Source organism: Amycolatopsis sp. La24 (genome assembly GCF_029087445.1).
In the GTDB taxonomy this organism is placed as follows: domain Bacteria; phylum Actinomycetota; class Actinomycetes; order Mycobacteriales; family Pseudonocardiaceae; genus Amycolatopsis; species Amycolatopsis nivea.
This window is the reverse complement of record NZ_JARACH010000002.1, coordinates 216,278-243,027: the sequence shown is the minus strand read 5'-3', so window position 1 is coordinate 243,027 and position 26,750 is coordinate 216,278. Positions and strand designations below refer to the sequence as shown.

Annotated in this window: 30 protein-coding genes; 16 read left to right on the top strand and 14 right to left on the bottom strand. The window is 69.4% G+C overall.

Going from position 1 to position 26,750, the window contains the following annotated elements:
* Positions 1-72 precede the first annotated feature (72 nt).
* Positions 73-702, bottom strand: a complete 630-nt coding sequence (locus PUT80_RS04785; protein WP_275291210.1) for an NAD(P)H-binding protein — start codon at positions 700-702, stop codon at positions 73-75.
* Between the two features lie 90 nt (positions 703-792).
* On the opposite strand from PUT80_RS04785, the gene PUT80_RS04780 reads away from it, so the two are divergent.
* Positions 793-1,356, top strand: coding sequence for a TetR/AcrR family transcriptional regulator (locus PUT80_RS04780; RefSeq protein WP_275291209.1), 564 nt, complete (start codon positions 793-795; stop codon positions 1,354-1,356).
* On the opposite strand, the gene PUT80_RS04775 is transcribed toward PUT80_RS04780, so the two are convergent.
* Positions 1,353-1,838, bottom strand: a complete 486-nt coding sequence (locus tag PUT80_RS04775; RefSeq protein ID WP_275291208.1) for a MarR family transcriptional regulator — start codon at positions 1,836-1,838, stop codon at positions 1,353-1,355. The two genes, PUT80_RS04780 and PUT80_RS04775, sit on opposite strands and share 4 nt — an antisense overlap.
* 94 nt (positions 1,839-1,932) lie before the next feature.
* On the opposite strand from PUT80_RS04775, the gene PUT80_RS04770 reads away from it, so the two are divergent.
* Both PUT80_RS04770 and PUT80_RS04765 read left to right on the top strand, forming a co-directional pair.
* Complete coding sequence (locus PUT80_RS04770; RefSeq protein WP_043837696.1) at positions 1,933-2,832, top strand: ABC transporter ATP-binding protein; 900 nt, start codon at positions 1,933-1,935, stop codon at positions 2,830-2,832.
* Positions 2,829-4,424 carry an ABC transporter permease gene (locus PUT80_RS04765; protein ID WP_275291207.1) on the top strand — a complete coding sequence of 532 codons (1,596 nt, stop codon included), beginning with the start codon at positions 2,829-2,831 and terminating at the stop codon, positions 4,422-4,424. The genes PUT80_RS04770 and PUT80_RS04765 overlap by 4 nt, the downstream gene beginning before the upstream one ends.
* 2 nt (positions 4,425-4,426) lie before the next feature.
* Here the strand turns inward: PUT80_RS04765 and PUT80_RS04760 are convergent, their stop codons facing one another.
* Positions 4,427-4,768: a hypothetical protein gene (locus PUT80_RS04760; RefSeq protein WP_037807288.1), complete on the bottom strand. Its 342-nt coding sequence runs from the start codon at positions 4,766-4,768 to the stop codon at positions 4,427-4,429.
* Positions 4,769-4,886: 118 nt separating this feature from the next.
* On the opposite strand from PUT80_RS04760, the gene PUT80_RS04755 reads away from it, so the two are divergent.
* Complete coding sequence (locus tag PUT80_RS04755; RefSeq protein WP_275291206.1) at positions 4,887-6,128, top strand: MFS transporter; 1,242 nt, start codon at positions 4,887-4,889, stop codon at positions 6,126-6,128.
* Here PUT80_RS04755 and PUT80_RS04750 read toward each other — a convergent pair.
* The gene (locus PUT80_RS04750; protein WP_275291205.1) at positions 6,051-7,295 is read right to left on the bottom strand and encodes an MFS transporter; all 1,245 of its coding nucleotides are present in this window, start codon (positions 7,293-7,295) and stop codon (positions 6,051-6,053) included. The genes PUT80_RS04755 and PUT80_RS04750 overlap by 78 nt on opposite strands.
* Before the next feature lie 78 nt (positions 7,296-7,373).
* On the opposite strand from PUT80_RS04750, the gene PUT80_RS04745 reads away from it, so the two are divergent.
* Positions 7,374-7,952 carry an XRE family transcriptional regulator gene (locus PUT80_RS04745; protein ID WP_037807286.1) on the top strand — a complete coding sequence of 193 codons (579 nt, stop codon included), beginning with the start codon at positions 7,374-7,376 and terminating at the stop codon, positions 7,950-7,952.
* Here PUT80_RS04745 and PUT80_RS04740 read toward each other — a convergent pair.
* On the bottom strand, positions 7,949-8,494 hold the full coding sequence (locus PUT80_RS04740; protein WP_037807285.1) for a TetR/AcrR family transcriptional regulator: 546 nt from the start codon (positions 8,492-8,494) through the stop codon (positions 7,949-7,951). The genes PUT80_RS04745 and PUT80_RS04740 overlap by 4 nt on opposite strands.
* A 182-nt stretch (positions 8,495-8,676) precedes the next feature.
* Here PUT80_RS04740 and PUT80_RS04735 point away from each other — a divergent pair, with 182 nt between their 5' ends.
* Complete coding sequence (locus PUT80_RS04735; RefSeq protein WP_037807283.1) at positions 8,677-9,435, top strand: nuclear transport factor 2 family protein; 759 nt, start codon at positions 8,677-8,679, stop codon at positions 9,433-9,435.
* Here the strand turns inward: PUT80_RS04735 and PUT80_RS04730 are convergent.
* Both PUT80_RS04730 and PUT80_RS04725 read right to left on the bottom strand, forming a co-directional pair.
* Positions 9,419-10,513 (bottom strand): winged helix DNA-binding domain-containing protein, encoded by a 1,095-nt coding sequence (locus PUT80_RS04730; protein ID WP_275291204.1) that lies wholly within the window; start codon positions 10,511-10,513, stop codon positions 9,419-9,421. The genes PUT80_RS04735 and PUT80_RS04730 overlap by 17 nt on opposite strands.
* A 23-nt stretch (positions 10,514-10,536) precedes the next feature.
* A complete protein-coding gene (locus PUT80_RS04725) occupies positions 10,537-11,379 on the bottom strand; it encodes an NAD(P)H-binding protein (protein ID WP_037807280.1) in 843 nt (280 codons plus the stop codon).
* Between the two features lie 96 nt (positions 11,380-11,475).
* Here PUT80_RS04725 and PUT80_RS04720 point away from each other — a divergent pair, with 96 nt between their 5' ends.
* Entirely contained in the window at positions 11,476-12,432 is a 957-nt protein-coding gene (locus tag PUT80_RS04720) for a YafY family protein (protein ID WP_037807278.1), read from the top strand.
* A 3-nt stretch (positions 12,433-12,435) separates the two neighbouring features.
* Here PUT80_RS04720 and PUT80_RS04715 read toward each other — a convergent pair whose 3' ends face one another.
* The 3 genes from PUT80_RS04715 to PUT80_RS04705 all read right to left on the bottom strand — a co-directional run bounded on the left by PUT80_RS04715 (position 12,436) and on the right by PUT80_RS04705 (position 14,161).
* Positions 12,436-13,221 carry a metal-dependent hydrolase gene (locus PUT80_RS04715; protein WP_037807679.1) on the bottom strand — a complete coding sequence of 262 codons (786 nt, stop codon included), beginning with the start codon at positions 13,219-13,221 and terminating at the stop codon, positions 12,436-12,438.
* Positions 13,222-13,281: 60 nt separating this feature from the next.
* Positions 13,282-13,635, bottom strand: coding sequence for an STAS domain-containing protein (locus PUT80_RS04710; protein WP_009086015.1), 354 nt, complete (start codon positions 13,633-13,635; stop codon positions 13,282-13,284).
* A gap of 220 nt (positions 13,636-13,855) precedes the next feature.
* Positions 13,856-14,161, bottom strand: coding sequence for a WhiB family transcriptional regulator (locus PUT80_RS04705; protein ID WP_009086013.1), 306 nt, complete (start codon positions 14,159-14,161; stop codon positions 13,856-13,858).
* Between the two features lie 151 nt (positions 14,162-14,312).
* Between PUT80_RS04705 and PUT80_RS04700 the strand changes: the two genes are divergently transcribed.
* The 3 genes from PUT80_RS04700 (at position 14,313) to PUT80_RS04690 (ending at position 15,986) form a co-directional block, all read left to right on the top strand.
* The gene (locus tag PUT80_RS04700; RefSeq protein ID WP_037807276.1) at positions 14,313-14,729 is read left to right on the top strand and encodes an anti-sigma factor; all 417 of its coding nucleotides are present in this window, start codon (positions 14,313-14,315) and stop codon (positions 14,727-14,729) included.
* Entirely contained in the window at positions 14,726-15,502 is a 777-nt protein-coding gene (locus tag PUT80_RS04695) for a SigB/SigF/SigG family RNA polymerase sigma factor (protein ID WP_037807274.1), read from the top strand. The genes PUT80_RS04700 and PUT80_RS04695 overlap by 4 nt, the downstream gene beginning before the upstream one ends.
* A 64-nt stretch (positions 15,503-15,566) precedes the next feature.
* Positions 15,567-15,986, top strand: a complete 420-nt coding sequence (locus PUT80_RS04690; protein ID WP_037807271.1) for an ATP-binding protein — start codon at positions 15,567-15,569, stop codon at positions 15,984-15,986.
* Here the strand turns inward: PUT80_RS04690 and PUT80_RS04685 are convergent.
* A complete protein-coding gene (locus tag PUT80_RS04685; protein WP_275291203.1) occupies positions 15,932-16,450 on the bottom strand; it encodes a hypothetical protein in 519 nt (172 codons plus the stop codon). The two genes, PUT80_RS04690 and PUT80_RS04685, sit on opposite strands and share 55 nt — an antisense overlap.
* Before the next feature lie 124 nt (positions 16,451-16,574).
* Between PUT80_RS04685 and PUT80_RS04680 the strand changes: the two genes are divergently transcribed.
* Positions 16,575-17,576, top strand: a complete 1,002-nt coding sequence (locus tag PUT80_RS04680) for a LuxR family transcriptional regulator (protein ID WP_037807267.1) — start codon at positions 16,575-16,577, stop codon at positions 17,574-17,576.
* Positions 17,577-17,604: 28 nt separating this feature from the next.
* On the opposite strand, the gene PUT80_RS04675 is transcribed toward PUT80_RS04680, so the two are convergent.
* The 3 genes from PUT80_RS04675 to PUT80_RS04665 all read right to left on the bottom strand — a co-directional run bounded on the left by PUT80_RS04675 (position 17,605) and on the right by PUT80_RS04665 (position 22,734).
* On the bottom strand, positions 17,605-21,321 hold the full coding sequence (locus PUT80_RS04675; RefSeq protein WP_275291202.1) for a S8 family serine peptidase: 3,717 nt from the start codon (positions 21,319-21,321) through the stop codon (positions 17,605-17,607).
* Positions 21,322-21,407: 86 nt separating this feature from the next.
* Positions 21,408-22,061 (bottom strand): alpha/beta hydrolase, encoded by a 654-nt coding sequence (locus PUT80_RS04670; RefSeq protein ID WP_275291201.1) that lies wholly within the window; start codon positions 22,059-22,061, stop codon positions 21,408-21,410.
* A gap of 13 nt (positions 22,062-22,074) precedes the next feature.
* Positions 22,075-22,734 carry an HNH endonuclease family protein gene (locus PUT80_RS04665; RefSeq protein WP_134663874.1) on the bottom strand — a complete coding sequence of 220 codons (660 nt, stop codon included), beginning with the start codon at positions 22,732-22,734 and terminating at the stop codon, positions 22,075-22,077.
* 242 nt (positions 22,735-22,976) lie between these two features.
* On the opposite strand from PUT80_RS04665, the gene PUT80_RS04660 reads away from it, so the two are divergent.
* From PUT80_RS04660 to PUT80_RS04640, 5 genes are all read left to right on the top strand, one after another.
* The gene (locus tag PUT80_RS04660; protein ID WP_037807259.1) at positions 22,977-24,014 is read left to right on the top strand and encodes a tetratricopeptide repeat protein; all 1,038 of its coding nucleotides are present in this window, start codon (positions 22,977-22,979) and stop codon (positions 24,012-24,014) included.
* 72 nt (positions 24,015-24,086) lie between these two features.
* Positions 24,087-24,977, top strand: coding sequence for a hypothetical protein (locus tag PUT80_RS04655; protein ID WP_238603573.1), 891 nt, complete (start codon positions 24,087-24,089; stop codon positions 24,975-24,977).
* 10 nt (positions 24,978-24,987) lie between these two features.
* Positions 24,988-25,353, top strand: coding sequence for a glyoxalase (locus tag PUT80_RS04650; protein WP_134732652.1), 366 nt, complete (start codon positions 24,988-24,990; stop codon positions 25,351-25,353).
* 18 nt (positions 25,354-25,371) lie between these two features.
* Complete coding sequence (locus PUT80_RS04645) at positions 25,372-25,908, top strand: XRE family transcriptional regulator (protein ID WP_275291199.1); 537 nt, start codon at positions 25,372-25,374, stop codon at positions 25,906-25,908.
* 58 nt (positions 25,909-25,966) lie between these two features.
* Entirely contained in the window at positions 25,967-26,746 is a 780-nt protein-coding gene (locus tag PUT80_RS04640; protein ID WP_275291198.1) for a class II aldolase/adducin family protein, read from the top strand.
* Positions 26,747-26,750 lie beyond the last annotated feature (4 nt).

The following is a 26,750-nucleotide window of genomic DNA, read 5'->3' as shown; positions in this document are numbered from 1 at the left end:
GACAAGCCCGCCATGCACGGCAGCATCTGCGAGCGAGCCCGCCGCAGGTGTCGGCAACTGCAGACAGGCCCGTCACTGCGCGATAGACACCGTCTTCCCCACCAGAGCGTCATCCTCAGCCGCGTCCAGCAAGAAGCGCGCCACGTTCGCTCGCGGGATCTGGAACCGCCTCCGCACGTCCCGGCCCACCTCGCTGCGCACCTGCTCCCGGGCGGGCTTGTTCGTCAGCCTCGTCGGGCGCACGATCGTCCATCGCACGTCTGGGGCACCGTGCAGGATCGACTCCATTCGTTGCAGGTCGGCGTATCCGTTGCGCAGCACCGCACCCAGCAGCGGCTTCACCAGCAGCTTCGAGAACAGGCTGTCGCCGTCCCCGGGCAGGCCGGATGCGCTCACCACCACGAACCTCGTCTGGGAGCCGCGCAGGGCGGTGACCACGGAGCGGGTGCCGTCGGAGTTGACGGTTGTCGGCTTGAGGTCTGCGGGGCCTAGGGCCAGGACGACGGCGTCACGGCCGGTTACCGCGTCGGCCAGGCTGGGGTCGGTCAGGGAGTGAACCGCGACGTCCAATCGGGGGTGTGCGGGGACGGTCAACCGCGCGGGGTCGCGGACGACGGCGGTGACGTGCCATCCGCGGGCCAGCGCTTCCCGCACCGTCAGGCCGCCGATTCGGCCGCTCGCGCCCAGGACGGTGATCTTCATAAGAGGCCTCCAAGGAGGGGGGTGAGTAAACACTTACCGGCTAGGGTAAGTGAACACCCACCACACTGAGAAGACCCTCAGGGAGCACGCATGGGAAGCCGCGAGGAGATCGTCGCCGCGGCAGCGACGGTCATGCGGGAGCAGGGGTACGCGCACGCCACGACCAAGGCGATCGCGCAGGCCTCTGGCTACTCGGAAGCCTTGCTGTACAAGCACTTCCGCGACAAGACGGCGCTCTTCCTCGCGGTGCTGAAAGAGGAGTTGCCCGACCTGGTCACCACGGCGGCGAGGCTCACCGAACATCCGGAGAAGGCCGATCTCAGCGACAATCTCGCCGAGTTGACCACCACGGCACTGGCCTTCTACTGCGCGAGCTTCCCGATCTCCATCTCGATCTTCTCCTCGCGCGACCTGCTCCGCGCCCACCGGGACAGCCTCGAAAACGGCCCCGACCTGCCGACCCAGCACGTCGCCGGCTATCTCGCCGCCGAGGTCAAGCTGGGCAGGCTGCGCGCCGATCTCGACGTCGAGGCCGCGGCCCGGCTGCTGCTCGGGGCTTGTTTCCAGGAGGCGTTCCTCGCGTCCTTCGAGGAACGCCCGCCGCGGCCAGACCTCGCCCAGCGGCTCGCCGCGACCCTGGAGAAGCTCGGCTAGTCGCGGTTCTTCCGCAGTTCGTGCCACCGGTCGTACAGGTTGTTGACCTCGACCAGCATGAACGCCAGGAAGTCCCGCATCTCGGCCAGCCGTTTGCCAGCGGGAGTGTCCGGGCCTAGCGCGTCGATGCCTTCGGTGGCCGCGTCGCGCCACATGATCAGGAAGCGGTCGCGTTTGAGGAAAGTCGCGTACCAGAGGTCGTCGTAAAGCTGGTAGTGGTCGCGGCGCTCGCCGGGCTCGCGCACTTTCCGCACCAGGCCGATCTGGTCCAGATACCGCACCGCACCGGAGATCGCGGCCGGGCTCACCGACAGCTGCTCCGCCAGTTCGGCAGCCGTCAGCTGCCCCGAGTCGGTCGTCATCAGCGCCGCGAACACTCGCGCTGGCATGCGCTGCATGCCGATCTGGGACATCACCAGCCCGAGGCTTTCGACGTATCGGCGGACGGCGTCTTCGTCTCTCTTCGTCTCAGGCGTCGTCATCCGTCCATCCTCTCCCACGAGTGCCTGGACGATCACTCGGTCCAGACGTTTTCTTAACTTCACAACTTCATGAAAAGAGTGTAGCTTCCCGACCATGGGAAACGCCATTGCGATCTCCGGCCTGCACAAGGCATTCGGCCGGGTGAAGGCCCTTGACGGCCTTGATCTTCAGGTTCCCGCGGGGGAAGTACACGGATTCCTCGGCCCGAACGGCGCCGGGAAGTCCACCACGATCCGGGTCCTGCTCGGACTGCTGCGCGCCGACGCCGGCGAGGTCCGGCTGCTCGGCGGCGACCCGTGGCGCGACGCGGCGAGCCTGCACCACCGGCTCGCCTACGTGCCCGGCGACGTCAACCTCTGGCCCAACCTGTCCGGCGGCGAGGTCATCGACCTCCTCGGCAGGCTGCGCGGCGGGCTCGACCAGAAGCGCCGCGAGGAACTCGTCGAGCGCTTCGACCTCGACCCGCGCAAGAAGGGCCGCACGTACTCGAAGGGCAACCGGCAGAAGGTCGCCATCGTCGCCGCGCTCGCGTCCACTGTGGACTTGCTGCTGCTCGACGAGCCGACCTCGGGCCTCGACCCGTTGATGGAGGCTACCTTCCAGGAGGTCATCCAGGAGGAACGCGCGCAAGGCCGCACCGTTTTGCTGTCCAGCCACATCCTCGCCGAGGTGGAAGCCTTGTGCGACAAGGTGAGCATCATCCGCAACGGGCGCACGGTCGAGTCCGGCACGCTCGCCGAACTGCGCCATCTCACCCGCACGTCGATCACCGCGGAGCTGTGCGGACCGCCGAACGGCCTGGCCAGGCTTTCCGACGTGCATGACTTGAAGGTCGAAGGCAACCGCGTCCGCTTCGACGTCGAGACGCGCTCGCTCGAGGACGCACTGCGCCAGATGACCGAGGTCGGCGTGCGCAGCCTGGAGAGCAGGCCGCCGACCCTCGAGGAACTCTTCCTGCGCCACTACGCGGACGAACTCGAGGCCGGGAAATGAGCGGCGCGCTCAACGGCACCGGGCCGCTGATCCGGCTCGCCCTGCGCCGCGACCGGATCATCCTGCCGATCTGGATCGTCCTGCTCAGCCTCATCCCGGTGGCCACGATCAGCAGCTACGACCAGTTCTATCCGACCGCCGCGAGCCGGGCCGGACTCGTCGCGTCGGCCGCCGCGAACCCGTCGTTCGCGCTGCTCTACGGCCCAGCGTTCAACCTCGGCACGGCGGGCGGGTTCATCGCCTGGCGGATGGGCGGGTTCCTGGCGCTGCTGACCGCCCTGATGGCGGTCTTCACGCTGACCCGGCACACCCGCGCGGAGGAGGACACCGGCCGCGCCGAACTGCTCGCGTCCACTGTGGTCGGTCGGTACGCGCCGCTCACCGCCGCGCTCGCGGTGACCGGCGGGGCGAGCGTGCTGATCGGGGTGCTGCAAGCGGTCACGCTGGCGGCGAAGGTTCCCGCGGCGGGTTCCGTCGCGCTCGGCGCGAGCACTGCGCTTGCTGGGCTGGTTTTCACCGGCGTCGCCGCGGTCGCCGCGCAGCTCGGCGAGTACTCGCGCACCGCGAATGGCATCGGTACGGCCGTGCTCGGCGTCGCGTTTCTGTTGCGTGGCGCGGGTGATTCGACCACCGACGCGCATTGGCTGTCATGGCTGTCGCCGCTCGGCTGGGCGCAGCAGATCCGGCCGTTCGCCGAAGAACGTTGGTGGGTCTTGATTTTGCCGGTCGCGACCACGCTCGTGCTGTTTGTCGTGGCCTACGCGCTGCTGCCGCGTCGTGACGTCGGCGTCGGTCTGCTTCCGCCTCGGCTTGGGCCGAGCGAGGCCGCGCCGTCGCTGCGGTCGCCGTTTTCGCTGGCCTGGCGGCTGCAACGGGGTCCGTTGTTCGGCTGGCTGGTCGGGCTCGCGGTCGGCGGTGCGTTGTTCGGGACGATCGCGCAGGGCATTTCCGGACTTGTCGGCGGCACCGAGCAGAGCAGGCAGATCTTCGAACGGCTCGGCGGATCGCACGGACTGGTCGACGCTTTCCTCGCGACGATGGTGAGCCTGTTCGCGATGCTCGCCTCGCTCTACGGCGTGCAGGCGACGCTGCGGATGCGCACCGAGGAAACCTCGATCCGGCTCGAACCGCTGCTGGCCACGCGGGTCGGACGGCTGCGCTGGGCCGCGAGCCACCTCGTGTTCGCGTTCCTCGGCAGCGCGTTGCTCGTGCTCGTCGGCGGCGTGCTGCTCGGGCTGTCGAACGGGCTGCGCGGCGGTGACGTCGGCCGCTCGGTCGGGAACATGGTCGCGGCCGTCGCGGTGCAGGTGCCCGCGGCGTGGGTGATCGTCGCGGTGGCCGCGCTGATCTTCGGGCTGCTGCCGAAACTGGCGACCGCCGCGTGGGGCGTGGCGGCGCTGGCGTTGCTGATCAGCATGTTCGGGCCGGTCGTCAACGCGCCGCAGGTGCTGCTGGACGTCTCGCCGTTCCAGCATCCGCCGAAGGTGCCCGGCGCGGTGTTCACCGCGGTACCGCTGGTGGTGTTGCTGGCGGTCTCGGCGGTGGTGCTCGCGGTGGGGCTGACCGGCTGGCGACGGCGCGACGTCGGCTGAGGTCAGCGTTCGTCGCGGACGAACCCGCTGGTCGGGCCCAGCGTGGTCGGCGGGGGTGCCGACGGGCTCGACGGGGTCGGGGTAACCGACACCGTCGCCGTGGTCGTGCGCGGTGGCGGGGCCGGGGGTGCCGGCGGGCGGTGGGTCACGGTGATCGGCGGCAGAGGGAGGCCGGTCACCGTGACCGTCACCTGCTGCACGGGCGGCGGGGTGGGCGGCGACGACTCTCCGGCCGGACGCGGAGTGCGACCGGCGACCAGCAGCGCGGCGACCAGCAGTCCGCCTGCCAGTCCGGCGAGACCGGTCACGACGACATAACCCCAGGTGGGAGCGGTGTCCGACATCCGGCACCTCCTCGCCGCACGGTCACTCGGCTACGAGGGTTCGTCGCGTTGATCATAGGTGCCGTTACGCAGTGTGCAACTTGATATATCTCGACTCAACTTATGTCACACTGGCCTTATGAGGGGGATTCTCCGCTCGCCGGACTTCCGGCGGCTCTGGCTCGCCGACGGCCTCAGCCAGGTCGGCAACCGCATCGACTTCCTCGTGATCCCTCTATTGGCGACCACCACGCTCGCCGCGTCCGTGGCCCAGGTTTCGCTGCTGCGGACGCTGAGCACGCTCCCGTACCTGCTGCTCGGACTGCAGGCGGGCGCGTGGTGCGACCGGATGCGCAACCGGCCGGTGCTGATCACCGCCGACCTCGCCCGCGCGGTGCTCATCGGCTCGGTGCCGCTTGCCGCGGTGTTCGGGTCGCTGACGCTGGGCCATCTGTACGTCGTCGTGCTGCTGGCCGGCGGGTTCACGGTTTTCTTCAACGTCGCGCACCAGACCTACCTGCCGAACCTCGTCGAACGCCGCGAACTGCCCGCCGCGAACGCCCGGCTGCAGACGAACCTGTCCGTCGCCGCGATCGCCGGGCCGGGGCTCGGCGGGATGATCGTGCAGTTCATCGGCGGCGCGGGCGCGATGGCGGTCGACGCCGTGACTTACCTGTGGTCCGCCGCGTGGCTGCGCCGAATTCGCACACCGGATGTGCGGCCCGAGCCCGCTGAGCGGAACCTTCGCCGCGAAATCGGCGAAGGGCTGCGGACAGTTCTGCGCAATCCGCTCCTGCGGGCGATCGCCCTGCACGGTGCCGCGTCGAGCCTGTTCCAGTCGATGTTCATGGCGGTGTCGATGGTGTTCATGGTCCGCGACCTGCGCGTCGCACCGTTCATGATCGGCTTGCTCGGCACGATCTCTCTGTTCGGTGCCCTGTTCGCGAGCGGAGTCGCGCGACGGCTCGGCGCTCGCTTCGGTGCCGCGCGGGCGTTGTATTTCGGTGCCGCGGTGTACAGCGTTTCGTTCCTGTGCAACGCTTTCGCGACCCAAGGCTGGGGCCTCGCCTGGTGGGTGGCGGGCGGTTTCGGGTCAAGTTTCGGGATCATCGTGCTCGGCGTGTTCGAGACGAGCTTCCGGCAGGCGATCACCCCGCACGAACTGCTGGGCCGGGTCTCGTCGGTGTCGCAGACGGTCGTTTTCGGCATCGCCCCGCTCGGCAGTCTGCTCGGCGGCTTGATCGCGGAACTCACCACAACCCGGGTCACGCTGTACGTGTGCGGCATCGGAATCCTTGCCGCGTCAGCGATTCTCATTGCTTCGCCGCTTCGCAAGATGCGCGATCTGCCGATCGCCGAGAGTGCGGTCAAGAACGATTAGCGGGACAGCAAGCGCGGCTAGCACGGCTCCGATGAGGCTGACCCACGTGAGGGCCGTGCCTTGGGTCAGCGCGGCGGCCGCCAGGATCGGAGTAGCACTGATCCCCAGTTGGAAAGCCGAAACCGTGGTCGCCCCAGCGAGTGTCGGGGCGTCGGCGGCGATCGCGAAGACCCGGCCGTAGATCGCGGGATTCAGCACGAAAGCCGCTATCCCGAGCAGGAAAACAGTGGGCAGCACCGCCCACGTGTGATGGATCGCGAAGATCAGGACGACCGAAAGCAGCACGATCGCGACGGCTCCGGCGAGAAGCGCGGCGTGGGGTCGCCGGTCGGAGATGCGTCCGCCGATGGAGAGGCCGACGAAGGCACCGATGCCGAAAAGCGCGAGCACCGCGGGAATCCAGACCGTGGGGACGCCGGTGATCTCGGCGAGCATGGCGGAGAGGTAGTTGAACGTGATCATGTACGCCGCCGTCGTCAGGATCGTGATCCCGAAAATGCCCCAGAGCCGCGGTTTACGGATCGTGGCGAGCTCTCGCGACACGCTTGGTCGTGCCGTCGACCGGGTCGCCGCGGGGATCCCGAGCGAGCACGCGACGACTCCGGCGAGCGTCTGTGCCACGACAGCCCAGAATCCGCCGCGCCACTGGGTGAAGTGGCTGAGCAAGGTGCCTGCCGGTCCGCCCGCGACCATGGCCACGCTCAGGCCGCTGACCACGACGCCGGAGGCGCGGGCGTTGCGGTCCGGGGTGACGAGGCTGATCGCGGTCACCGACGCGACGGCGAAGAAGCCCGCGTACGCGACGCCCGAGACGACCCGGCTCACCAGCAAAACCTGGTAGTCGCCCAGCAATCCGGCGGCGACGCTCACCGCGAACACCCCTTGGGTCGCGATCAGCGCGGCGCGACGGGGCCAGCGCAGGCTGAGCACGGCGAACGGCGGCCCGCCGAGGACGACCCCCAGCGCGAACGCGGTGATGAGAAATCCGGCGGAGGACAGCGAAACCTGGAGATCGTCAGCCACCGCGGGCAGCACGCCCGCCAGGAGAAACTCCGCGCTGCCCATCGCGAACAGACTGAAGGCGAGCAGGTACACGCCGACAGGAAGTCGGCTGCCGCTCGAGTCGGCGCGCACACTGTCGGCGGTGGCAGAGGTTGTCGGATCCATGGGGACAACTTCCGCGACCAGGATCGGAAGCGGCAAGAAACGTTGCTGTTTCCGGGACGCATTGGTTGACTGCGCCGCATGAGCGACCAGCCCACCGTCGACAGCGTGCTCGAGCAGATCGCGCCACGGCTGCGACAGGCTCGGGACAAACAGGGCGTCAGCCTCGCCGACCTCGCGCGAGCCACCGGCATCTCGACCAGCACGTTGTCCCGACTGGAATCCGGGCAGCGCAAACCGAGTCTCGAACTGCTGTTGCCGATCACCGCTGCGCTGGGCGTTCCGTTCGACGAGATCGTCACCGCGCCGCGGATCGTCGACCCGCGCGTGCCGCAGCAACCCGCGAAGAAGGACGGGCGCGTGCTGATCGCGTTGTCCCGGCACCAGGGAGAAATCCGCGCCTACAAACAGCTCATCCCGGCGCACGACGAAGAACCCCACCTGCGCACCCACGACGGGCACGAATGGCTCTACGTTCTGCGCGGACGCCTACGCGTGCGCTTGAGCGATCACGACTTCATCATGGGTCCCGGCGAAGCAGCCGAATTCGACTGCCACATCCCGCATTGGTTCGGCGCCGCCGGCAAGGGCGACGTCGAAATCCTCAGCCTCTTCAGCAAGTCCGGCGAGCGCATCCACCTGCGCACCGGTCGCCGCTAGACCTTGCGCAGACCGTCCAGCAGTACGCGCACCAGGTGTCGGCTGTCTGGCGTAAACCGCTCCACCGCGAGCGCGCCGACGATGAGCGCGCGCAGGTCTTCGCCGTCGATGTCCGTGCGTACAGCGCCCGCGGCTTGCGCGCGTTCCAGAAGCGCAGTGAGGTTCACGCGAAACCGCTCCGCTGCTTCGGCCTTGTACGCGGAACCGCTGGTCTCACCGAGCGCTTCGCAGATCGCGCGGTTACGCGACGCCTGCTCGATGACGCGCGTGAAGTAGTCGTAGAACGCTTCGCCGGGCGCGTCGGAGTCGATCAACTCCTGCGCCTCGACGCCGTACTGCTCCAGCCGTTCCACGACGACGGCCTGGAACAGCGCTTCCTTGCTGGGGAAATGCCGGTAGACAGTGCCCGCGCCGACGCCAGCCAGCCGCGCGATGTCGTCGAGGGGCACCGAAAGCCCGTCGACGGCGAACGCTGCTTCGGCGGCAGCCAGCACACGGGCGCGGTTCCGGCGCGCGTCCGCGCGGAGCGCAGGCTTCTCCACCGGCTGTCTCCTCTGCTCTCAAAGTGGTGCGGTCGTCCGATTCTTCCTTGGAACGATCTGCGCCGCTGCCGACCGTGTCTCAGATCTCCAGCCCCTCGTTGACAACCGGAGTATCGGCTCCGTATCGTCGTAAGCGGGTGCCCCGTTCCGATTATCCCCCGTCTTCCCGAGTGAGGTTTCCGATGCCCCGCACCGTGTCCGAAGTGGCCGAGATCGTCGCGAACGCGCTGAGCGCCTTCGACGCCGCGCCGCTCGCCGACGTTCTCGCCGAGGACGCCGTCTACGAAATCCCGTTCACCGGCCACCGCTCGGCCGGACGGGACGCAGTGCTGGCCACGCTCGGCGCGGGCAGCGCCGTCGCGGCCCGGATCGGCCTGGAGAAAGTCGAGGTCACGACCACGGAGACGGCGGACGGGTTCGCCGTCGAGCTCGTCGCCGAGGGCCGCAACCCGCACACCGGGCACAGCTACCGGCTCCCGTCGTCCGCCGGGCTGCTGACCGTGCGGGACGGCGAGGTCACCCGGTACCGCGACTATCCGAACCACGGCGCGGCGACCGCGTTGCACGGGACGAAGGAGGTCTTCCAGCGTTTCCTCGACGCGGCTGTCGACAACCGCTGGGACGATCTCGCCGACCTGTACTCCGACGACGTCGTGATCGAAATCCCGTTCGCGCCGGCCGGGGTGCCGAAGGTGACGCGCGACCGGGAGGAGTTGCGCAAACGCTTTCACGAGGCAGGAGAGCGCCGCCGGATCACTAAGGCGGACCGGGTCGTGGTGCACGAGACCAGCGATCCGGAGGTGCTGCTGGCGGAGTACGACCTGCACGGCGAGTACGAGGGCAAGCCGTATGTGTCGACGTACGCGATGGTGCTGACGGTGCGCGACGGCCGGATCGTGCACTCCCGCGACTACTCGGGCGCACCTAGGTTCGAGGAGTAATCCCGCGGACGTCGTGGTCCGCGTCAGGAGCCGCGAACTTCAGCAGGAGCGAACCTTCGGTCTCGACCTCGGTGCGTTCGGCGGCGGTCAGCGGCCGGAACGGCTCGATCTCCAGCGTCGCGGACGTCTTGTCCTGCCGGAGCTTCCACGCTCCGGCGACCTGACCGTCCACCAGGAAAGTGGCGCGCATCCCGTTGCCGGTCATGACGCGTTTGCGGTCTTCGGCGGAGATCACCCGGGTGCGGTCGGCGTGCGAGGCCAGCAGGTTGTCGTACTCCGGCAGGAAGCGGACCGGCGCCGGAGCGTCGGCGGCGGGGCGGGGTGCGTCCGGCAGGTCGAACAGCTCCGTCCCGCCTTCGTCCCGGAAGACCGCCAGCCGCGGCCGCAAGCTTTCCAGGACCGGACGCAGCCGGGTTCGGCCTGCCCAGGTCTGCACGTCGGCGGCCGAGGCCGGGCCGAAGGCGGCGAGGTAGCGCAGCACGATCTGTTCGGCATCGGCGGCGGAGGCCGGTTCGGTTCCGGTCCAGTCGGCCGCCGCCGCGTACCGGGTGGCGCCGCCGATGCCCCAGACCGCCCGCGGCGGCACTTGCACCAGCGGCACGAGGTTGCGCACGACGGTGGCGAGCGCGTGCGGCTCGCGGTCAGGCCACTGTTCGTGCAATGCCGCCCGGAGTTCCTTGGGGGTAAGCGGCCGGGCGCGAAGCAACGCCCGGCCCGACTCCGCCACGGCCGCGCGGTCCACCCCTGCCAGCGGCGCCTTGAACGCGGTGTCGAGTTCGCGGTCGAGCGCGTCTTGCGACCACGGACGCAAGGCGCGATAGTCCGCCACAGTGACCAGGTGAACGGTGCTGCGCATCAGGGCCACCCGCACCAGCCGGCGTTCGGTCAGCGCGTCCGCCAGGTCGGCGGTGCGGAACGCCCGGATCCGGCTCCAGAGCCCGAAGTAAGGCGCGTACGGCGCCTGCGCTTGCATGCCGACCAGCCGCGCGACCGCCTCCTCGACGGTCGCGTCGGCCCGTTCCAGCAGCCACTGACGAGCCAGCAGAGCGCGTCCCAGCGTTCGCCGCCCGAGCGTCATGGTGCGGTCCTTCCGGTTGTCGATCAGTTGCTGAAGTCGGCTCGGTGATCCGCGGCCCACTGGGCGTAGGTGCGGGCCGGGTGCCCGGTGATCTGCTCGACGATGTCGTTGACCGGTGCGGGTTTGCCGACCGTCTGTGCCATGAGGTCGAACAGGGCGGCCAGGAATTCCGGGTCCATGAACTGGCTCATCTGCTCCCGGACTGGTTCCGGGTCGAGGTCTTCGACAACGAGCGGACGCCCCAGCGCCTCGCCGAGGACGCGAACCTGGTCCGCCTGGGTCAGCGAGTCCGGGCCGGTCAGATCGTAGGCCTGCCCGGCGTGCCCGCCGCCGGTCAGGATCCGCGCGGCGACCTCCGCGACGTCCCGTTCGTGCACGGCGCTGAACGCCGCTTCGGCATACGGCACGCGGATGACGTCGCCGTGCGGAAGCTGCATCGCGAACGTCAGCGAGTTGATGGCGGGGAACAACAGCCGCAGGAACGTCCACTCGATGCCGGTCTCCTCGACGGCCCGCTCCACGTCACGGTGGTACTGGGCGATCACGTCAGGCTGGTGTTCGGCGCCGGGAACGACCGCTCCGGAGGACAGCAGCACCAGCCGCCGCACCCCGGCCTTGACCGCGGCCGCGAGCAGCGGAGCGACGTCCATCCCGTACTGGAGGACCAGGAACGCGGCTTCCACCCCGGCCAGCGCCGGCGGCAGAGTCTCGGGCTTGGTCAGATCTGCGCGGACCACGTCGACCCCTTCCGGGAGTCCGGCCCGCTCCGGGGCGCGGGTCAGCGCCCGCACCGGCGCACCCGCGGCGACCAGTTCTTCCACTGCCTGACGTCCGAAGTGGGCGGTGGCTCCGATGACGAGATACATGCGTGGTTCCTCCGTGCGGTTCCGTTTTCCGACTTGTCCCCACCGTAGGAGCCGATTAGGCAAGCTACGTTCCTATTCGCGAGGGATACTGAAAAAATGCTGGAAACCTCGGCGCGGTTGCTGCGCTTGCTCTCGCTGCTCCAGACGCCCCGCGAATGGACCGGAGGCGAACTGGCCGAACGGCTGTCGGTCAGTCCCCGCACCATCCGCAACGACGTGGAACGCCTGCGCACCCTCGGCTATCCGGTGCACGGCAGCCGCGGTTCGGTCGGCGGCTACCGGCTCGGGGCCGGGGCCGCGCTGCCGCCGCTGCTGCTCGACGACGAGGAAGCGGTCGCGGTGGCGATCGGGCTGCGCACCGCTGCCGGAGGCACGATCACCGGCGTCGAGGAGACTTCGCTGCGCGCGCTGGCCAAGCTGGAGAAAGTCCTGCCCGCCCGGCTTCGGCGGCGCGTCGACGCCATCCAGCGCTACGCCGTCGCGGTGCCCCGGGACGACCTCGGCCCGCGGGTGGACGCGGGCGTCCTCAGCACCCTCACCGCCGCCTGCCGCGACCACGAACGCGTGCGCTTCGACTACCTCGGCCACGACGGCACCGAGAGCAGGCGAGACGTGGAGCCGTACCGGCTGGTCAACTGGGGCCGCCGGTGGTACCTCGTCGCGTTCGACACCGCACGGGACGACTGGCGGACCTTCCGGGTGGACCGGATCAGCCCGCGCACCCCGGCCGGGCCCCGGTTCCCGCCCCGCGACCTCCCCGAAGAGGCCGTCGACCAAGTCCGCCGGGGCGTGTCCTCAGCCGCGTGGCGGTACCGGGCGCGAGTCGTGGCGCAGGTGTCCGCGGACACGCTGGCCGAGCGGATCAATCCCGCGATCGGCGCTGTCACGCCGCTTGACGACAACCGTTGCGTGCTGGATACGGGTGCGGACAGCGTCGAGACTCTTGCGGTTCATCTCGGTTCGCTCGGGGTCGACTTCACGGTGACGGAACCGCCCGAACTCGTCGAGGCCGTGCGTGCGCTCGGGGATCGGTATCAGCGCGCCGTCCGGTGAGTCTTACTGAGTCGCGGTCTGCGAAGCCGATGGCGTGAACAGGTGCTCCACCGTGGCGACCGTCCAGTCCCACACCCCCGGCACCAGCAAGATCCCCACCAGCGCGAACACCGGGAACACCAGCCGCGTCTCCACCTTCTTCCCGGTGTGCAGCCGCAGCGGTTTCGGCGGGCGGAGTTCGTACCAGGTCTCCCCCGCGATCGGCAGCGGGAACAGGAACGGGCAGCCCGACTCGGTGAGCGAATCGCCGAGACAGTGCACGAAACAGCCGGCCGCGACGGCCACGCCGAGCCAGCCGGAGATGTCAGCCAGCTGAGCTACCCGGTCATCCGGCGCGGTGAAGTACCACCAGGCCACCGCTCCGCCATAGGGCAGCAGCAGCCAATCGCCCAGAGCCGCGACCGCGAGCAGCAAGCCGAAGAGCAAGACGCCCAGCACGGCCCAAGCCCCGCCGGCGGTACAGCCGGCGGAGGTAGCCGCGCCGAGGGCGACAGCGAACAAGAGGGTGTGCGACAGGTGCCGGTGCGTGCCGGTCACCTTTTCGTCGCGAGGGCCCTTCGTCAGGGCGTATACAGCTGCAGACACCCGGCGCAGCAGCCACGACAGCGCGCCGGTCAGCCAGCCGAACAGCCGGGTCGCGCTGGCGCTGGGATGGTCCAGGTCCGGCAGCAACGCGAAGCCGGCCGTGGTGGCCGCGAAGACCACCGCCTGGTGCACCGAGCCGACGCCGACCGCGGGCGCGAGGGCGAGCCCCGCGCACCAGCCGGTCAGGGCGTGTGTGCGCCCCATCATGATGGTTATCCCCCAGGTCGCGGACCATTTCAGAGTCCGCGCGACCGTATCGGGAGATCAGGCCGGAGGTTCCTCCGACACGCTCAGGTGTTCGGCCACGCCGGTGAGCTCGATCACCCGGCTGACCGCCGGGCTCGGCACGACCTCGAGTTCGACGTCCTGCTCCCCGGCCTGCCGCTGGGCGTGCAGGACGACGTTCAGCGCCGATGAGTCGAAGAAGGTCACCCCGGTGAGGTCGGCCACCACGCGACGGGAATTCTTGTCCGCGATCAATCCGGCAAGAGCTTCCTGCAGCTGCGGGCTGGTGAGCAGATCGAGCTCACCCGTGACCACGACCCTCGGCTCGGCGGCCGCGGTGTCCAGCGTGATGCCGAATCCGGGCGGAGTGGCGTTCTGGTCGGCTGCGGGCATGCAGTTTCTCCTCGTCAGGCGCTGCTCCTGCGCCGGTACGCGCCTGTTGTCTCAAGAGGCAACCGTGTCACGGTCCCAAGCATCTGGAGACCCAACCCTAACCCAGTGGGTGACTGAGTCCGCGTCGGCACATGGCAACACCCTTGGCGCGCGGGCGACGGCGGACGCACAGCACCCCGCGCGCCGCAGGTGGGCGCGCGGGTCGCGGGGGTCGGTCAGCTCAGGCGGACACCGTCTTGCGCTTCGCTCGCCGTTCGCGCATGAAGAGCTCGCGGCGCTCGATCTCGCCGAGCCCGCCCCAGATCCCGTACGGCTCTTCGACGGTCATCGCGTGCTTGCGGCACTGGGCCAGCACCGGGCAGGTGTGGCAGATCGCCTTGGCACGGGACTCGCGGCGCTCGCGCGCGGAACCGCGCTCATTGTCGGTATGGAAGAACAGGCTGCTGTCCGCTCCGCGGCACGAGCCTTGAAGCTGCCACTCCCACTCCTCGGCCACCACGTTGGGCAGTCGGCTCACGTCAGCCATGTCGTCCCCACCTTTCCCGGGATCAGCACACTCGACGGCTACATGCCCGCCGGTCGCGGCGGTCAAACGCGGGTTTGGTTTGCTCACCCCCCGGGCATGTGGCAGATCGGGCACGAAAGACTGGCGTGGCACGCCGGAGAGAGGACAGCACGTGGAGGAGAACGCCCCGCTCGAGCGCGAGGACGCACAGCTCATCGAGGTGCGGACGGCGGCTATCCCGCACGTGGTGCCCACCCTGCGCACCATCGTCGCCGACATCGCGATGCGCCAGGACTTCGACCTGGACGCGGTCGAGGACCTGCGGATGGCCGTGGACGAGGCCTGTTCGATGCTGTTGCCCTCGGCCGCCGACGGCAAGCTGACCTGCGTGTTCTCCTGGCTCGAGGGCCGGATCGAGGTCACTGTGTCGGTGGTCTCCGACCGGGCCGAGCACGGCGACGAGACCGGTCTGTCCTGGCAGCTGCTGACCGCGCTCGCGACCTCCGCGCGGCGCACCGTGACCCCGGCCGACGGCCGGTACCTCTCCCGGGTGCAACTGGTCCGGGAGAGTGAGGCGGCCAGCTCGTGACGAACCCCGCCGGCGGCGACAAGCCCACCGACGTGGCAGCACTGTTCCACGAGCTGACGCAGCTGCCCGAGCACGCGCCGCGCCGCGAGGAGATCCGGGACCAGCTGGTGCGCGAGCATCTCGAACTGGCGCGCAATCTCGCCCGGAAATTCCGCAACCGCGACGAGGCGATGGACGACCTCGTGCAGATCGCGACCGTCGGGCTGATCCACGCCGTGGACCGCTACGACCCGGCGCAGGGCACCGATTTCCTCGCCTTCGCGGTGCCGACGATCTCCGGCGAACTGCGCCACCACTTCCGCGACAACAGCTGGTCGGTCCGGGTGCCGAGACGGCTCAAGGAACTCAACGCGACGATCTCGGCCGCCCGCGAGGAATTGACCGTGCGGCTTTCGCGCGCGCCGAAGCCCAGTGAGATCGCGCGGCATCTCGGCGTGCCGATCGAGGACGTCTACGAAGGCCTGCGGGCCGGTCAAGGCCGTTACGGGGCCTCGCTGGACAACCTGCTGGAGAACTCCGCGCACACGCGCTTCGGCGCGCCGGACGCGAACCTCGGCCAAGCCGAACTGCGCGAGGCGCTGCGGCCGATGCTGGACAGTCTGCCCGAGCGCGAGCGCAAGATCGTGGCATTGCGGTTCGGGTCCGGGATGAGCCAGTCGGACATCGCGCGCCGTGTCGGGGTTTCCCAGATGCAGGTGTCGCGGCTGCTCGCGGCGACGCTGAAAAAGCTCCGTACCGGACTGGCCGAGACTGACATCACCGAGGGCACCTGATTCGCTTTCGGCCGGGTTGGGTAAACACCACATGCGAGCACAGCGGCCGGGAGGTGCAGAAGCCATGACGACGTCGAGGATGCCGACCAGGAGCACCGGGGCGACTGCCGCCACCGTGCTTCTGGAGCTTCCGGACGACGTCACCGCGCCCGCCATCGCGCGGGCCCAGGTTCGCGCCGCGCTCGCCCAGCTCGACGTTCCCGCCCAGCTGCGCGACGACGTGCTGCTGGCGACCTCCGAGCTGGTCACCAATGCCTTCGAGCACGGCGACCGGCCGGACCGGCTGGAACTGCGGCTCGAACACGGCGAACTGATGGTGCGGGTCTTCGACACCTCTGCCTCCATTCCGCAGCTGAAGGAACCGGTCGCCCCGTCCGCGGCGCGCAGCCGGGGGCTGCAGCTGGTACGCGCGTTGTCCCGGCGCTGGGGTTACGACCCGGCTGAGGGCGGCAAGTGCGTCTGGGCGGCGTTCGGCCTCAGCTGACGGCGGCCGCCCACCACGAGTCCGGCCGCGCCGAGCACCCCTAGCCCGACTCCCAGCCAGCCCACGATCATGCGCGGCCGTTCGGCGGCCGCACAGCCTTCCGCGCCGTGCGCCTCGGCGATCAGCCAGCTCTCCGGGGTGCTGAGCGCCGTGCCGCAGCCGATCCGGACGCTCGTGGTGTCCGTCGGCGGATCGCCCTGGCCGAACATATTCGCCGGAAGCCCCAGCATCTGGTCGCTTCGCGTGCCGTAGATCGCCCGGACGTCGGTCGGGTTACCGGCGTCGTCGAGGTAATAAAGGGCAGTCACCGGCAGCAGGAAGAACACGATCCCGGTGATGAAGCAGGCCGCGGACGCGAGTCCGATCCACAGCGCCGGACGCCGGGCGAGCGGTTTGCGCGATCTTCCCGGGAAGGCCTGGTCATCCGGGCCGGGAGAAGTCGCGGGGCGGGGATCGTCGGTCATCGTCGAGCCTCCTGATCGGGGACGGCAGGCTCGGTTGTAGTCCGGTTCGCCGGGACTGGTCCCCGGCGGGCGCTGTCCGGTTTTGTCTCGTTCGCTCCCGTTGCCGGTGCCTTACGCTCGCCGGATGCTGGACGCAATCGGGGTGACTGGGGAGGAAGAGCGGGTCTACCGGCTCCTCGTGGGGATGTTCGACGCCGGACCGCGGCAGGTCGCCGAGCAGTTGGGGCTGAGCGCGGCGCAGGTGTCGGCGATCCTGCGTTCGCTGCACGCCAAGGGGCTGGTCAGCCTGGTCGCCGGAGACGAGCCGCGGTACGCGCCGTCGCCGCCGGACGTCGCGTTCGGGCCGTTGCTGATGCGCGGGCAGGAATCCCTGGAATGGGCGCGCACCGCGGTGAGCCGGATGGCCGAGGAGTACCGCGGCGGTGCGCGGCGGCGGGACGCGACGCAGCTGGTCGAGGTGATCACCGGGAGCGCGGCGATCCGGCAGCAGCTGACGAACATCCAGGTCGGCGCCCGGCACGAATTGCTGTGGTTCTGCCGGGCCGGGCACATCGCGATGGCGTCGGGCGAGAACGCCGACGAATACGACGCGCTGGCTCGCGGCGTGCGGTACCGGGTCGTTTACGAGCGGGCGATGCTGGAAGAGCCCGGCATGATCGAGAACGTCGCGCACGGGATCCGGCACGGCGAGGAGGCGCGGTCGTCCACCGTGGTTCCGGTGCGGCTGGCGATCGCCGACGGCACCATCGCGTTGTGCCCGCTGGTGCAGAATCTCGACGGCTCCGGCGAACCGACCGCCGCGTTGATCCGCGAGAGCAGTCTGCTGGCCGCGCTGATCGCGTTGTTCGAAAGCTATTGGGAACGCGCGTGGCCGCTGCGCGCGGACGGGACTCCGCAGGACGCTCCCGGCGGCGCCGGTCCGGACCGCGACGAACTGCACCTGCTGTCGCTGCTGGTCGCCGGGGTGACCGACAAGGCGATCGCGACGCGGCTCGCGGTGAGCCAGCGGACCGTGCAGCGGCGGATCCACGACCTGATGACCCGGATGAACGTGCAGACCCGGATGCAGCTGGCGTGGGAGGTCAGCAGGCAGGGCTGGCTCGACGAGCCTGCGGCAGCCGGATAACCGCGGGGGTTATCCGGCTGCCTCTTTCTCAGGAGAGCCCGTAGGCCCGGATCACCGTCTGCTGCACTGCGTTCCCGTCTCCGTCGGATCCGTGCACGCGCAGCGCGACGAACCCGTTGGTGCGGTCCAGCCGCGGATGGTCGACCACGGCGCGGAAGCGGCCGCCGCCGAGGCTGTCCATCCGCTTGACGTTCGTCCACGTGCGACCGTCGTCATAGGACACTTCGACGGTCAGCCGCGGATTCTTCGGCGCGGCCATGCCGTCCTGGTTGCGGACGGTGAACTCGACCGGCAGCGAACGCCCGGCGCGTGCCTGCTGCGCCAGATCGGTCTGCACGCCGTAATCCACCTGCAGCAACGGAAGCAGGTCCGTTTTGCCTTCGGCGGGCCGCTTCGACCCGAAGGTCCACGACGTTTCGGTGTGCGTTCCGTAGGCCCAGTCCGGAGTGGACTTGGTCAGCGCCAGGTCGAGCCGGTACTTCGCCGGGTCCGCCGAAGCGGGGAACTTGCCCCACGCCGCCGGGCCTTCCTTGACGAGTTTTCCGTCCTGGTAAAGCTTCGCGCTCACCTGGTCCGGCTGCTCATCGCCCAATTCCGCTTCGGAGAACGCGTAGTGCGAGGTTTCCGGGTCGGCGAACTCCGGGACGCGGAAGGCGAAAGTGTCGCCGGTGCGCGAAGTTTCCAGCCCGGCTCCGCGCGGGATCGCCGGGCGGACCACCGGCGCGTACCAGTTTTCCGTCGTCCGTTGCCCAGGGCTCAGCGTATGCGGCTGTTCGAGCATGCCGACCCCCAGCGGCTGGAAAGTGTCCCAGCTGAGCTTGTTGTTCACCCGGTGCTGCCAGATCGTCTCGTCGGTCGAAACGATTTCCTCGCGGGCGGTTCCGGTGTGCGCGTACCGCTGATACTGGTTGATCGCGGTCTTTTCCCACGGCCGCCAGCCGAACCGCTGCTCGGAAAGCCACTCGTCCTTGCCGGTCGCGTGGTAATTCGCGGTGACCGTCGCGGTGTTGCGCTCGCTGACCTGGTAGACGATCTTGTCCGGAATCTGGTCGTGCGTCACCTGCATGATGTCGTACAGGTACGGGCTCACCGGCGTGCCGTGCAGGAGCATGCTCGTGAAACCGAATTTCGCCCGGTCGGCCAGTTTCATGCCTTGTTCGTTCGTGACTCGCACGGCGGGAATCGGCAACCGCTTGCCGCGCGGCTGCCAGTGCGCGTACGTGTGCTCGTCGGGCAGGCTGACGACCATCACCATCGCGGCTCCCGCGGCGGCGGCCAGCTTCGCCGCCTCTTCCGGGTTGGTGCCGTCCTTCGCGGGGGTCACCACCGCGATTTTCCCGCGTGCCTTGGCGTATTGCTCCGGCTTGTTCGCGTCGACCGGGACGACGTCGAGCCATTTCATCCCGGAAATCGTCGGGGACGAGGCGTAGTAGAACAGTTCGGTCTTGACGCCGAGCCACGGCAACGTGGTCGCGGTCAGCATCGGCGCGGTGAGCTGCCACCGGGAGCCGAATTCGAACGTTCCGTTCTTCACCTTCTGCGTCGGCGTCACGTAGATGTGCCGGACGCCGGGGAATTCCATGACGTAGTTCGAGATCTTGCGCGAGCCGAATTCGCGGTGCGCGTAGCTGCTGATGATGTTTTCCAGCGTCGACGGCCGCGGCGTCTTGATCTCGACCGGCACCGCGTTCCGCGCGTCCAGCACCAGGTTCAGGTCCTTGGTGATGGTGAACTCGGGCTTGAGCACGATCGCGAGTTCCTCGTCCGGAGCCAGCCCGGTGTGGAACATCCCGCGGGCGTAGTAGGTGCCCTCCGGGAGTTCGGTGACGAACGGGTGGTCGCTTTGGATGGTCCGGACGATGTCGTACCGCATGTCGTCGCCGAAGAGCTGCAGATCCATCGGGTACGCCTTGCCGTCGCGCCCGATGCCGGTGATGCTCACCTTGTGCTTCGGCGGTTCCTTCACCAGGCCGACCGTCGTGTGCACGGCACCGACGAGAACGCTGCCGGTGTAGTTGCCGGGCACCAGCGCGGCCGAGTCGACGGTGATCGCGACTGTCGCGGTCCCGTTGGCCGGAACCTCCACAGTGGACTTGTCGAGCTTCACCGCGTCGCCAGGAGTGGCCCCGTCACCGCGGCGCAGGTCGAGCTTCGGCGTGAGAGTGACCGGCGCGGAAGTCGTGTTGGTGTAAGTGATTTCCTTGCGCACCGGACCGCTGTCGTTGGTGACCGGGCCGAGGTTCAGCGTGCCGGTCGCGAAGACTCCGGGACGCACCGCCGCGGCCGCGACGTCCACTCGTCCGCCGCCCTGCTGGAACGCGTTCAGCCCCGCAGAAGGCTTCGACGTGCTGGCCAAGCCGTCCTTGAGCTGCTGAGCGGTCCACTGTGGATACCGCTGCGCCAGAATCGCCGCCGCACCAGCGACATGCGGAGTCGCCATCGACGTGCCGGACGCCGCGGTGTAGTACTGATCCACCACCTCGCCGAGCGAAGTGCCGGCCGCGCGCGCCGCGACAATTCCCACGCCGGGCGCGGTGATGTCCGGCTTCACGGCCTGGTCGCCCTGCCGCGGGCCCATGCTGGAGAACGGAGCCAGCTCGTCCTTGCGGTCCACCGCGCCGACGGTCAGCGCGGAATCCGCGGTGCCCGGCGTGCCGATGGTCGACGCGCCTTCCTGGCCGTCGTTGCCCGCGGCGACCACGAACAGCGCGCCAGTGCGGGCGGTGAGTTCGTTGAGGCCGACGCTGAGGTCGTCGGTGCCGTCGGTCGCGCCGCCGCCGAGGCTCATGTTGATCACCTTGGCACCGGAGTTCGCGGCCCACTCCATCCCTTGCAGGACTTCGGAAGACGAGGCCGTGCCGTCGTCTCCGAGCACCTTGCCGACATACAGCTTCGCGCCGGGCGCCGCGCCCTTGCGCGTGCCGCCCGCGGCCGCGCCGGTGCCCGCGATGGTCGCCGCGACGTGCGTGCCGTGGCCGAACCGGTCGACGACGTCCGGGCTGGTCGAGAAGTTGGCCGACTTGGCGACCTTGCCCGCGAGGTCCGGGTGGTTGGGGTCGTAGCCGGTGTCGAGCACGGCGACCGCGACGCCGGATCCGTCGAATCCGGCCGCCCACGCCTCCGGTGCCCCGATCTGCGGGACACTGCGGTCGAGCGACGCGTGCACCTTGCGGTCCAGCGTAATCCGTTCCACCGCACCGGAAGCCGCGTGAGGACCGGTGAAGGACTTCCAGAACTCGCCGGCGCGCTTCTTGTCTTCCCGCACCGCACGGCCGTTCACGCTGGGCAGTTCGGCGCCCTGCGTGGTGGCGGCGAGCGCCGGCGCGGCAGCGATCGAGACGCCCTTGGCGTAGTGCGCGATCATCGGCACCGTCGGGCTCGACTCGTCGGCGTACCCCTGCGCGATCAGGTCGGTGACGTTGAACAGGGCTTTGTCGAGGCGCTTGTCCGCGACGAGCGATACCGCGTCGGCCGGGATGACCTGCAGTTTTCCGTCCACTTCGGACTGCGTGAAGCGGATGTTCTCCCGCCCCTTGCCCGGCCGGACCGTCGCGATCTGCCTGCCGCCTTGGACGCTTTCGACTTGCACGACGTCACCGGTGAGCAAGGTGACCGTGTGCCGTTCACCGGGACCAGGCGCCGGTGAACCGCTCGTGGGCTCGGCCGCCGCGGGCGCCGCGTGGCCGAGTGCCGCGACCAGTGCGCCCGTGCAGCCGAGAGTGATGGCTCGTGATCTCCACGTCATCGCACAAGATTCGGGGCGAGCCGGGGTTCACGTCACTACCTCGCGGTGTCGCCGTTGCGACATGTCGCAACTGGGACAGCGCCTGGTTAGCCAGCCACCGTCGCGTAATACGCCATTAGGCGGTCCGCCAGTTCGTCCGGACGGCTCAGCAGCGCGAGATGGGAGCCGGCCATCTCGTCCGCGTCCACTCCCAACCGCTCGCGCGCGACCCGACGCAGCAGATCCGCGGCGAAGAACTGGTCGTCGCTGAACAGCAAGACCTTCGTCGGCACGTCCGGCAGCCGCTCGCCCGGCCACGGAACGCTGTACTCGGCGCTGTTCTGATCCCGGCCGCGCCGCTCGTTTTCCTCCGCCAGCTCGGCCGGGACGTCTGCCATGAACTGCTCGGTGACGCTCAACCCCTCGGTCGATTCGAAGCCGACGTTGCCCCACCACTCCCCCGGAGCTTCGCCCGGCGCGGGCACCATCCCGGCGACGAACACGAGAAGCCGCGCGCCGACTCGTTCCGCCACGAGCGGCGCGGTGAACCCGCCGTAGGAATGGCCGACCACGACGACGTCCTGCGCGTCGCCGATCGCCGAGACGACGGTGTCGGTGAACTCGGTCAACGTCGCTTGCGGGTTCTCGATGGGCAAGTCCGGTGCCACGACCTCGTGGCCGGACGCCTCGAGCCGCGCGGCGACCAGGTGCCAGTCCCAGCCGCTGCCGCCGCCCCCGTGGATCAGTGCGAAGGTCGCCATGGGGCCCAGCTTGTCACGCTGGACAGCGCTTCAGCATGTCCTGCAGCGCGTTCTTCTCCATGTCGGTGATCGTCAGCCCGTAGTAGTGCTTCACCGTGACCCAGTCGGTCGCGTAGGTGCACCAGAACGACACCAGCGGCGGCTTCCACTCGTCGGGAGCCTTGTCGCTCTTCTGCCGGTTCACGCTCGCCGTCACCGCGAACAGCTGCGGCCGGGTGAGGTCGTTCGCGAACTGCTCGCGCTTCTCCTGCGTCCAGTCGCGCGCGCCGCTCACCCAGGCCTGGCCGAGCGGGACCATGTGGTCGATGTCGAGCTGGGTCGCCTTGGTCCAGGTCTGGCCGTCGTACACGCTGAGCCAGGTGCCCGACGTCGGCTTGCAGTCGCTGCCCGCCTTGACGTCCTTGCCCGCGCGCTTGAGGACAGCCTCGCGGGTGTCGCAGTTGTCGCCCTGGCTGTCCCAGTGCTTGAACTTGTCGCGCGAATAGCCGGTCATGGTGCCGCGCGCGCCGATCTTCAGCTCGGACAGCTGCTTCGTCGCGTCCGCGGCGGACGCGGGCGCCGCCTCGGACTGGGTGTTGCCGACTTCGCGCTGGCCGTACCAAAACCCGACGACAGCGATGAGCAGCACGACCGCGAGCAGCACGGTGCGCTTGGTGGGGAACGGCCGGGCCATGGTGCGCGGGATCCTCTCGGGCGGGGACTTCGGGGAGCCGGAGTATGCCTGTCGCCGGGCCGGTAATCGCGCAGACACTCTCGGCAGCGCTCGAGCCGTGGCAAGGACCACGTCGGGCCAGTTGTTGCCGGTCAACGAAAAAGCCCAGATCAGCGGGGGTGGATAACGCTCGCGAAGGTGTCACGCGGGCGCGTCGCGAAACGATTGACTTGAGTGGGGAGCCGGAAAGGAGCGGGTGCGAGATGCCCGGGCGGCTGCGGAAGTGGAACACACGAGTCGATGACTACCTGCGCCGGAAGGCGGCGGAGGGCGGCAACGTCGTAGCGATGACGCGGGTCGCTGCTGACCTGCGCGAACGCGGCGATGCGGCGGAAGCCGAGGAGTGGTACCGGCGGGCCGCGAACGGCGGCGACCGGATCGCCATGACCGCGCTGGCCCACCTGCTCGCCGAACGCGGCGCAGACGAAGAAGCCGCCCGCTGGTACCACGAAGCCGCGCAGGCCGGCGAACCGCACGGGATGGTCGGATACGCCCGTACCTGCGAAAACCAGGGTCGTCTCGGCGACGCCGAGCACTGGTACGCCGCCGCGTTCCAGGCCGGCGCGACCGAGGCGGCCGGACTGCTGGGCCACCTGCTGGTCCAAGACGGCCGGTACTCCGACGCCGAGGGCTGGTGCCGCGCGGCCGCCGAGGACGGTGACGCGACCGCGATGCTGGACCTCGGCGCTGTCCTGCGAGAACTCGGCGCGCCCGAGGAGATGGCGCACTGGTGGCGAGCCGCGGCGGACGCGGGCGAACTCTCCGCGACCTGCTTGCTGGGCCGGGAAGCGGAACGGGCCAACCGGGAGGGCGACGCCGAGCGATGGTTCCGTCGCGGCGCGAAGGGCGGGCACGTCGAGGCGAAGGTGCGGCTGGGGCTGTTGCTGCACCGCCGGGGCGACCTCGAAGAAGCGGAGACCTGGTACCTCGAAGCCGCCGAGGCGGGCGACGCGGCGGCGATGACCAACCTCGGCGTCCTCGCCCGCAATCGCCGAGACGACGGCGAGGCCGCGGCCTGGTACCGCAAGGCCGCCGAGCACGGCAGCATCCCCGCGCTCACCAACCTGGGGCATCTCGCCGAGGCCCGCAGCGACCTGGCACAGGCCGAACGCTGCTTCCGGGTCGCCGCGGAAACCGGCGACGTCCAGGGCATGCTGAGCCTGACCCGGATGCTGCGCGCCCGCGGCGCGACCGCCGAGGCCGACCACTGGCAGGCCCTCGCCGCCGACCGTCCACAGTAGACGCTTTCTCGGGGTCGATCTCCGGGAACTTCCCCGATGTTCCCAGGCGCCGGCGCGGCTAGCGTCGATCGAGTGTTCCGACGCGTGCTTCTCGCCATCCTCGCCGGTATCGCGGTGTTCCTGGTGCCGTGGACCGTCTACCTCGGGCTGACCCTGCCCGAGCACTTCGACACGAGCCAGTGGCGGGTCGCCTGGGTCGGCTTCGACATCGTTCTGCTGTTGTGTTTCGCCGCCTCCGTGCTGCTCGGGATGCGCCGCAGCCGCGCCTCGGTGCCGATGCTGGCCGCGACCGCCGCGCTGCTGTGCTGCGACGCGTGGTTCGACGTCGTCCTCGACTGGGGCGGCCCCGACCAGTGGGCCAGCCTCGGCACCGCGTTGCTCGCGGAGGTGCCGATCGCGGTGTTCCTGATGCTGCGTGCGCGTGCGCTGCTCGCCGGCAACGCGCGACCGCGGCCGTTGACCATGCGCGACATCGCCGTGCACACGAACCCGAACTACCAGCGGTTGCTCCGGTTGCTGCCCGCCACGTCGGCCGAACTGCGCACGCAAATCCCGTCGATCGACGTCCCGGCCGCGCTGCTGACCCTCACCCACGCCGGATACACGCGCCGCGCCCGCGACGGCCGCTGGCACTCCGTCCCGCAGAGCACGAACGAAGCCAGGCCGGAGGACTTCCCCGAGGAGGACCGGCCGAAGCTGGCCGCCTACCTGGACGCGAAGTACGACCGCGAGGTGCGCCTGATGGCCTGGGCCGCCGAACGCCGCGACACCTTCGACGGCTGGACCGCCGGGAGCCGCGCCGGCATCCGGCTGAGCCACAAGGACTTGAAGGAGTTCGAAGCGGAGTACCTGGAACTGGTGCACCGCTACGCCGCGCGCAAACCCGGTCCGTCCGACGAGGCGCGTGATCTGGCCGTGCGGTTCTACGCTTTCCCGGAGCCGAAACCCGCTGAGCTGGCGTAGGTTTCGAGGCATGATCCATCACGTGCAGGTCGCCTGCCCGGCGGGCGCGGAGGACGACGAACGCGCGTTCTACACCGGTGTGCTCGGCTGGCCGGAACTGCCGAAACCGCCGCTGCTGGCGGCACGCGGCGGCTGCTGGTTCCAAGTGCCCGGCGTCGGCGGGCCGGACGGCGAACTGCACGTCGGCGTCGAGGCGGACTTCCGTCCGGCGCTCAAGGCGCACCCGGCGTTCGTGGTCGACGTGGATGCGGTCGCCGCCGCGATCGAAGCCTCCGGCCGGTCCGTGACGTGGGCCGACCCCGCGGAAATCCCCGGCAGGCGGCGGTTCCACACCTTCGATGCGGTCGGCAACCGGCTGGAGTTCCTCGAGGGCTGAGCCGCTTACAGTGGGGGGATGAGCCAGGAGGCGGAAGAAGCCGAGCAGCGGATCACGCGACGATTGCGCGAGCTTCGCCTGGAACGCGGCCTCACCTTGGACAAGGTCGCCGCCGCCGCGGACCTCACGCCGGGCTATCTGTCCCGGGTCGAGAGCGGCCAGCGGGTGCCCAGCCTCGGCACGCTGGTGGTTCTCGCGCGGGCGCTGGACGTCAGCGTCGCCGATCTCGTCGCCGCCGAGGAACGCCGCTCGCCGATCGTCAAGCGCGAGGACGCCGTCACGTACGGCACTCGCGGCGCTTCCATGACCCACCTGTCCCCGCCGTCGTCCGCGCTTGAGGCGACGCTCGTGACGCTGCGGGGCAAGTCCGTCCCACCTCGTCCGACCCGGCATCGCGGCGAAGAGTGGCTGCACGTCGTCAGCGGTCAGCTCGAACTGACCCTGGCCGGCGAAACCCATCTCCTGGCCGCGGGCGACTCCGCGCAGTTCCCCGGCAGCACCGACCACACCCTGCGCGGCGCCCCGGACGCGGAAGTCCTCGTCGTCATCGCTTGACTCCCGTTGTGCCTCCGAGGCACTCTTGTTGCCAGACAGGCAACATTGGGAGATGCTGATGACCGACGCCCCGGTAGCCGAACTCGACCTCGACACCCTGCCCGAACGCCTGGATTCCGTTGCCGCCGAACGCGCGCACCGCAAACGCCAGCTCGCCGTCGCCTTCCGGCTGTTCGCCCGGTACGGCTTCGACGAGGGCATCGCCGGGCACCTCACCGCGCGCGACCCCGAGTTCCCGAACCGGTTCTGGGTCAACCCGTACGCGGTGCACTTCTCCCGGATCAAGGTCAGCGACCTGATTCTCCTTGACGAGAACGGCAAAGTGGTCGAGGGAACGCGGCGCACGAACAAGGCCGCCTTCGCCATCCACTCGACCATCCACGAAGCCCGCGAGGACGTCGTCGCCGTCGCACACGCGCACACGATCCACGGCCGCGCGTGGTCGGCATTGAATCGTTTGCTGGACCCGATTATCCAGGAATCCTGTGCCTTCTACGAAAACCACGTGCTTTTCGACGAGTACAAAGGCTTGGTCCTGGAACGTGACGAGGGCGTGCGCATCGCCGCCCGGCTCGGCTCGAAACGCGCGGCAATCCTTCGCCATCACGGATTGCTGACCGTCGGCCGAAGCGTCGGCGAGGCGGCGTGGTGGTTCATCACGATGGAACGCGCCTGCCAGATGCAACTCCTCGCCGAAGCCGCCGGTACGCCTCGCGTGATGACCGCCGAGGAAGCCACGCTCGCCGCCCGGCAATTCGGCAGCGCGAACATGGCGCGCAACAACTTCCGCCTGCTGGAGGACCTGATTGTCGAGGAGGAACCCGACGTGCTGGACTGACGAG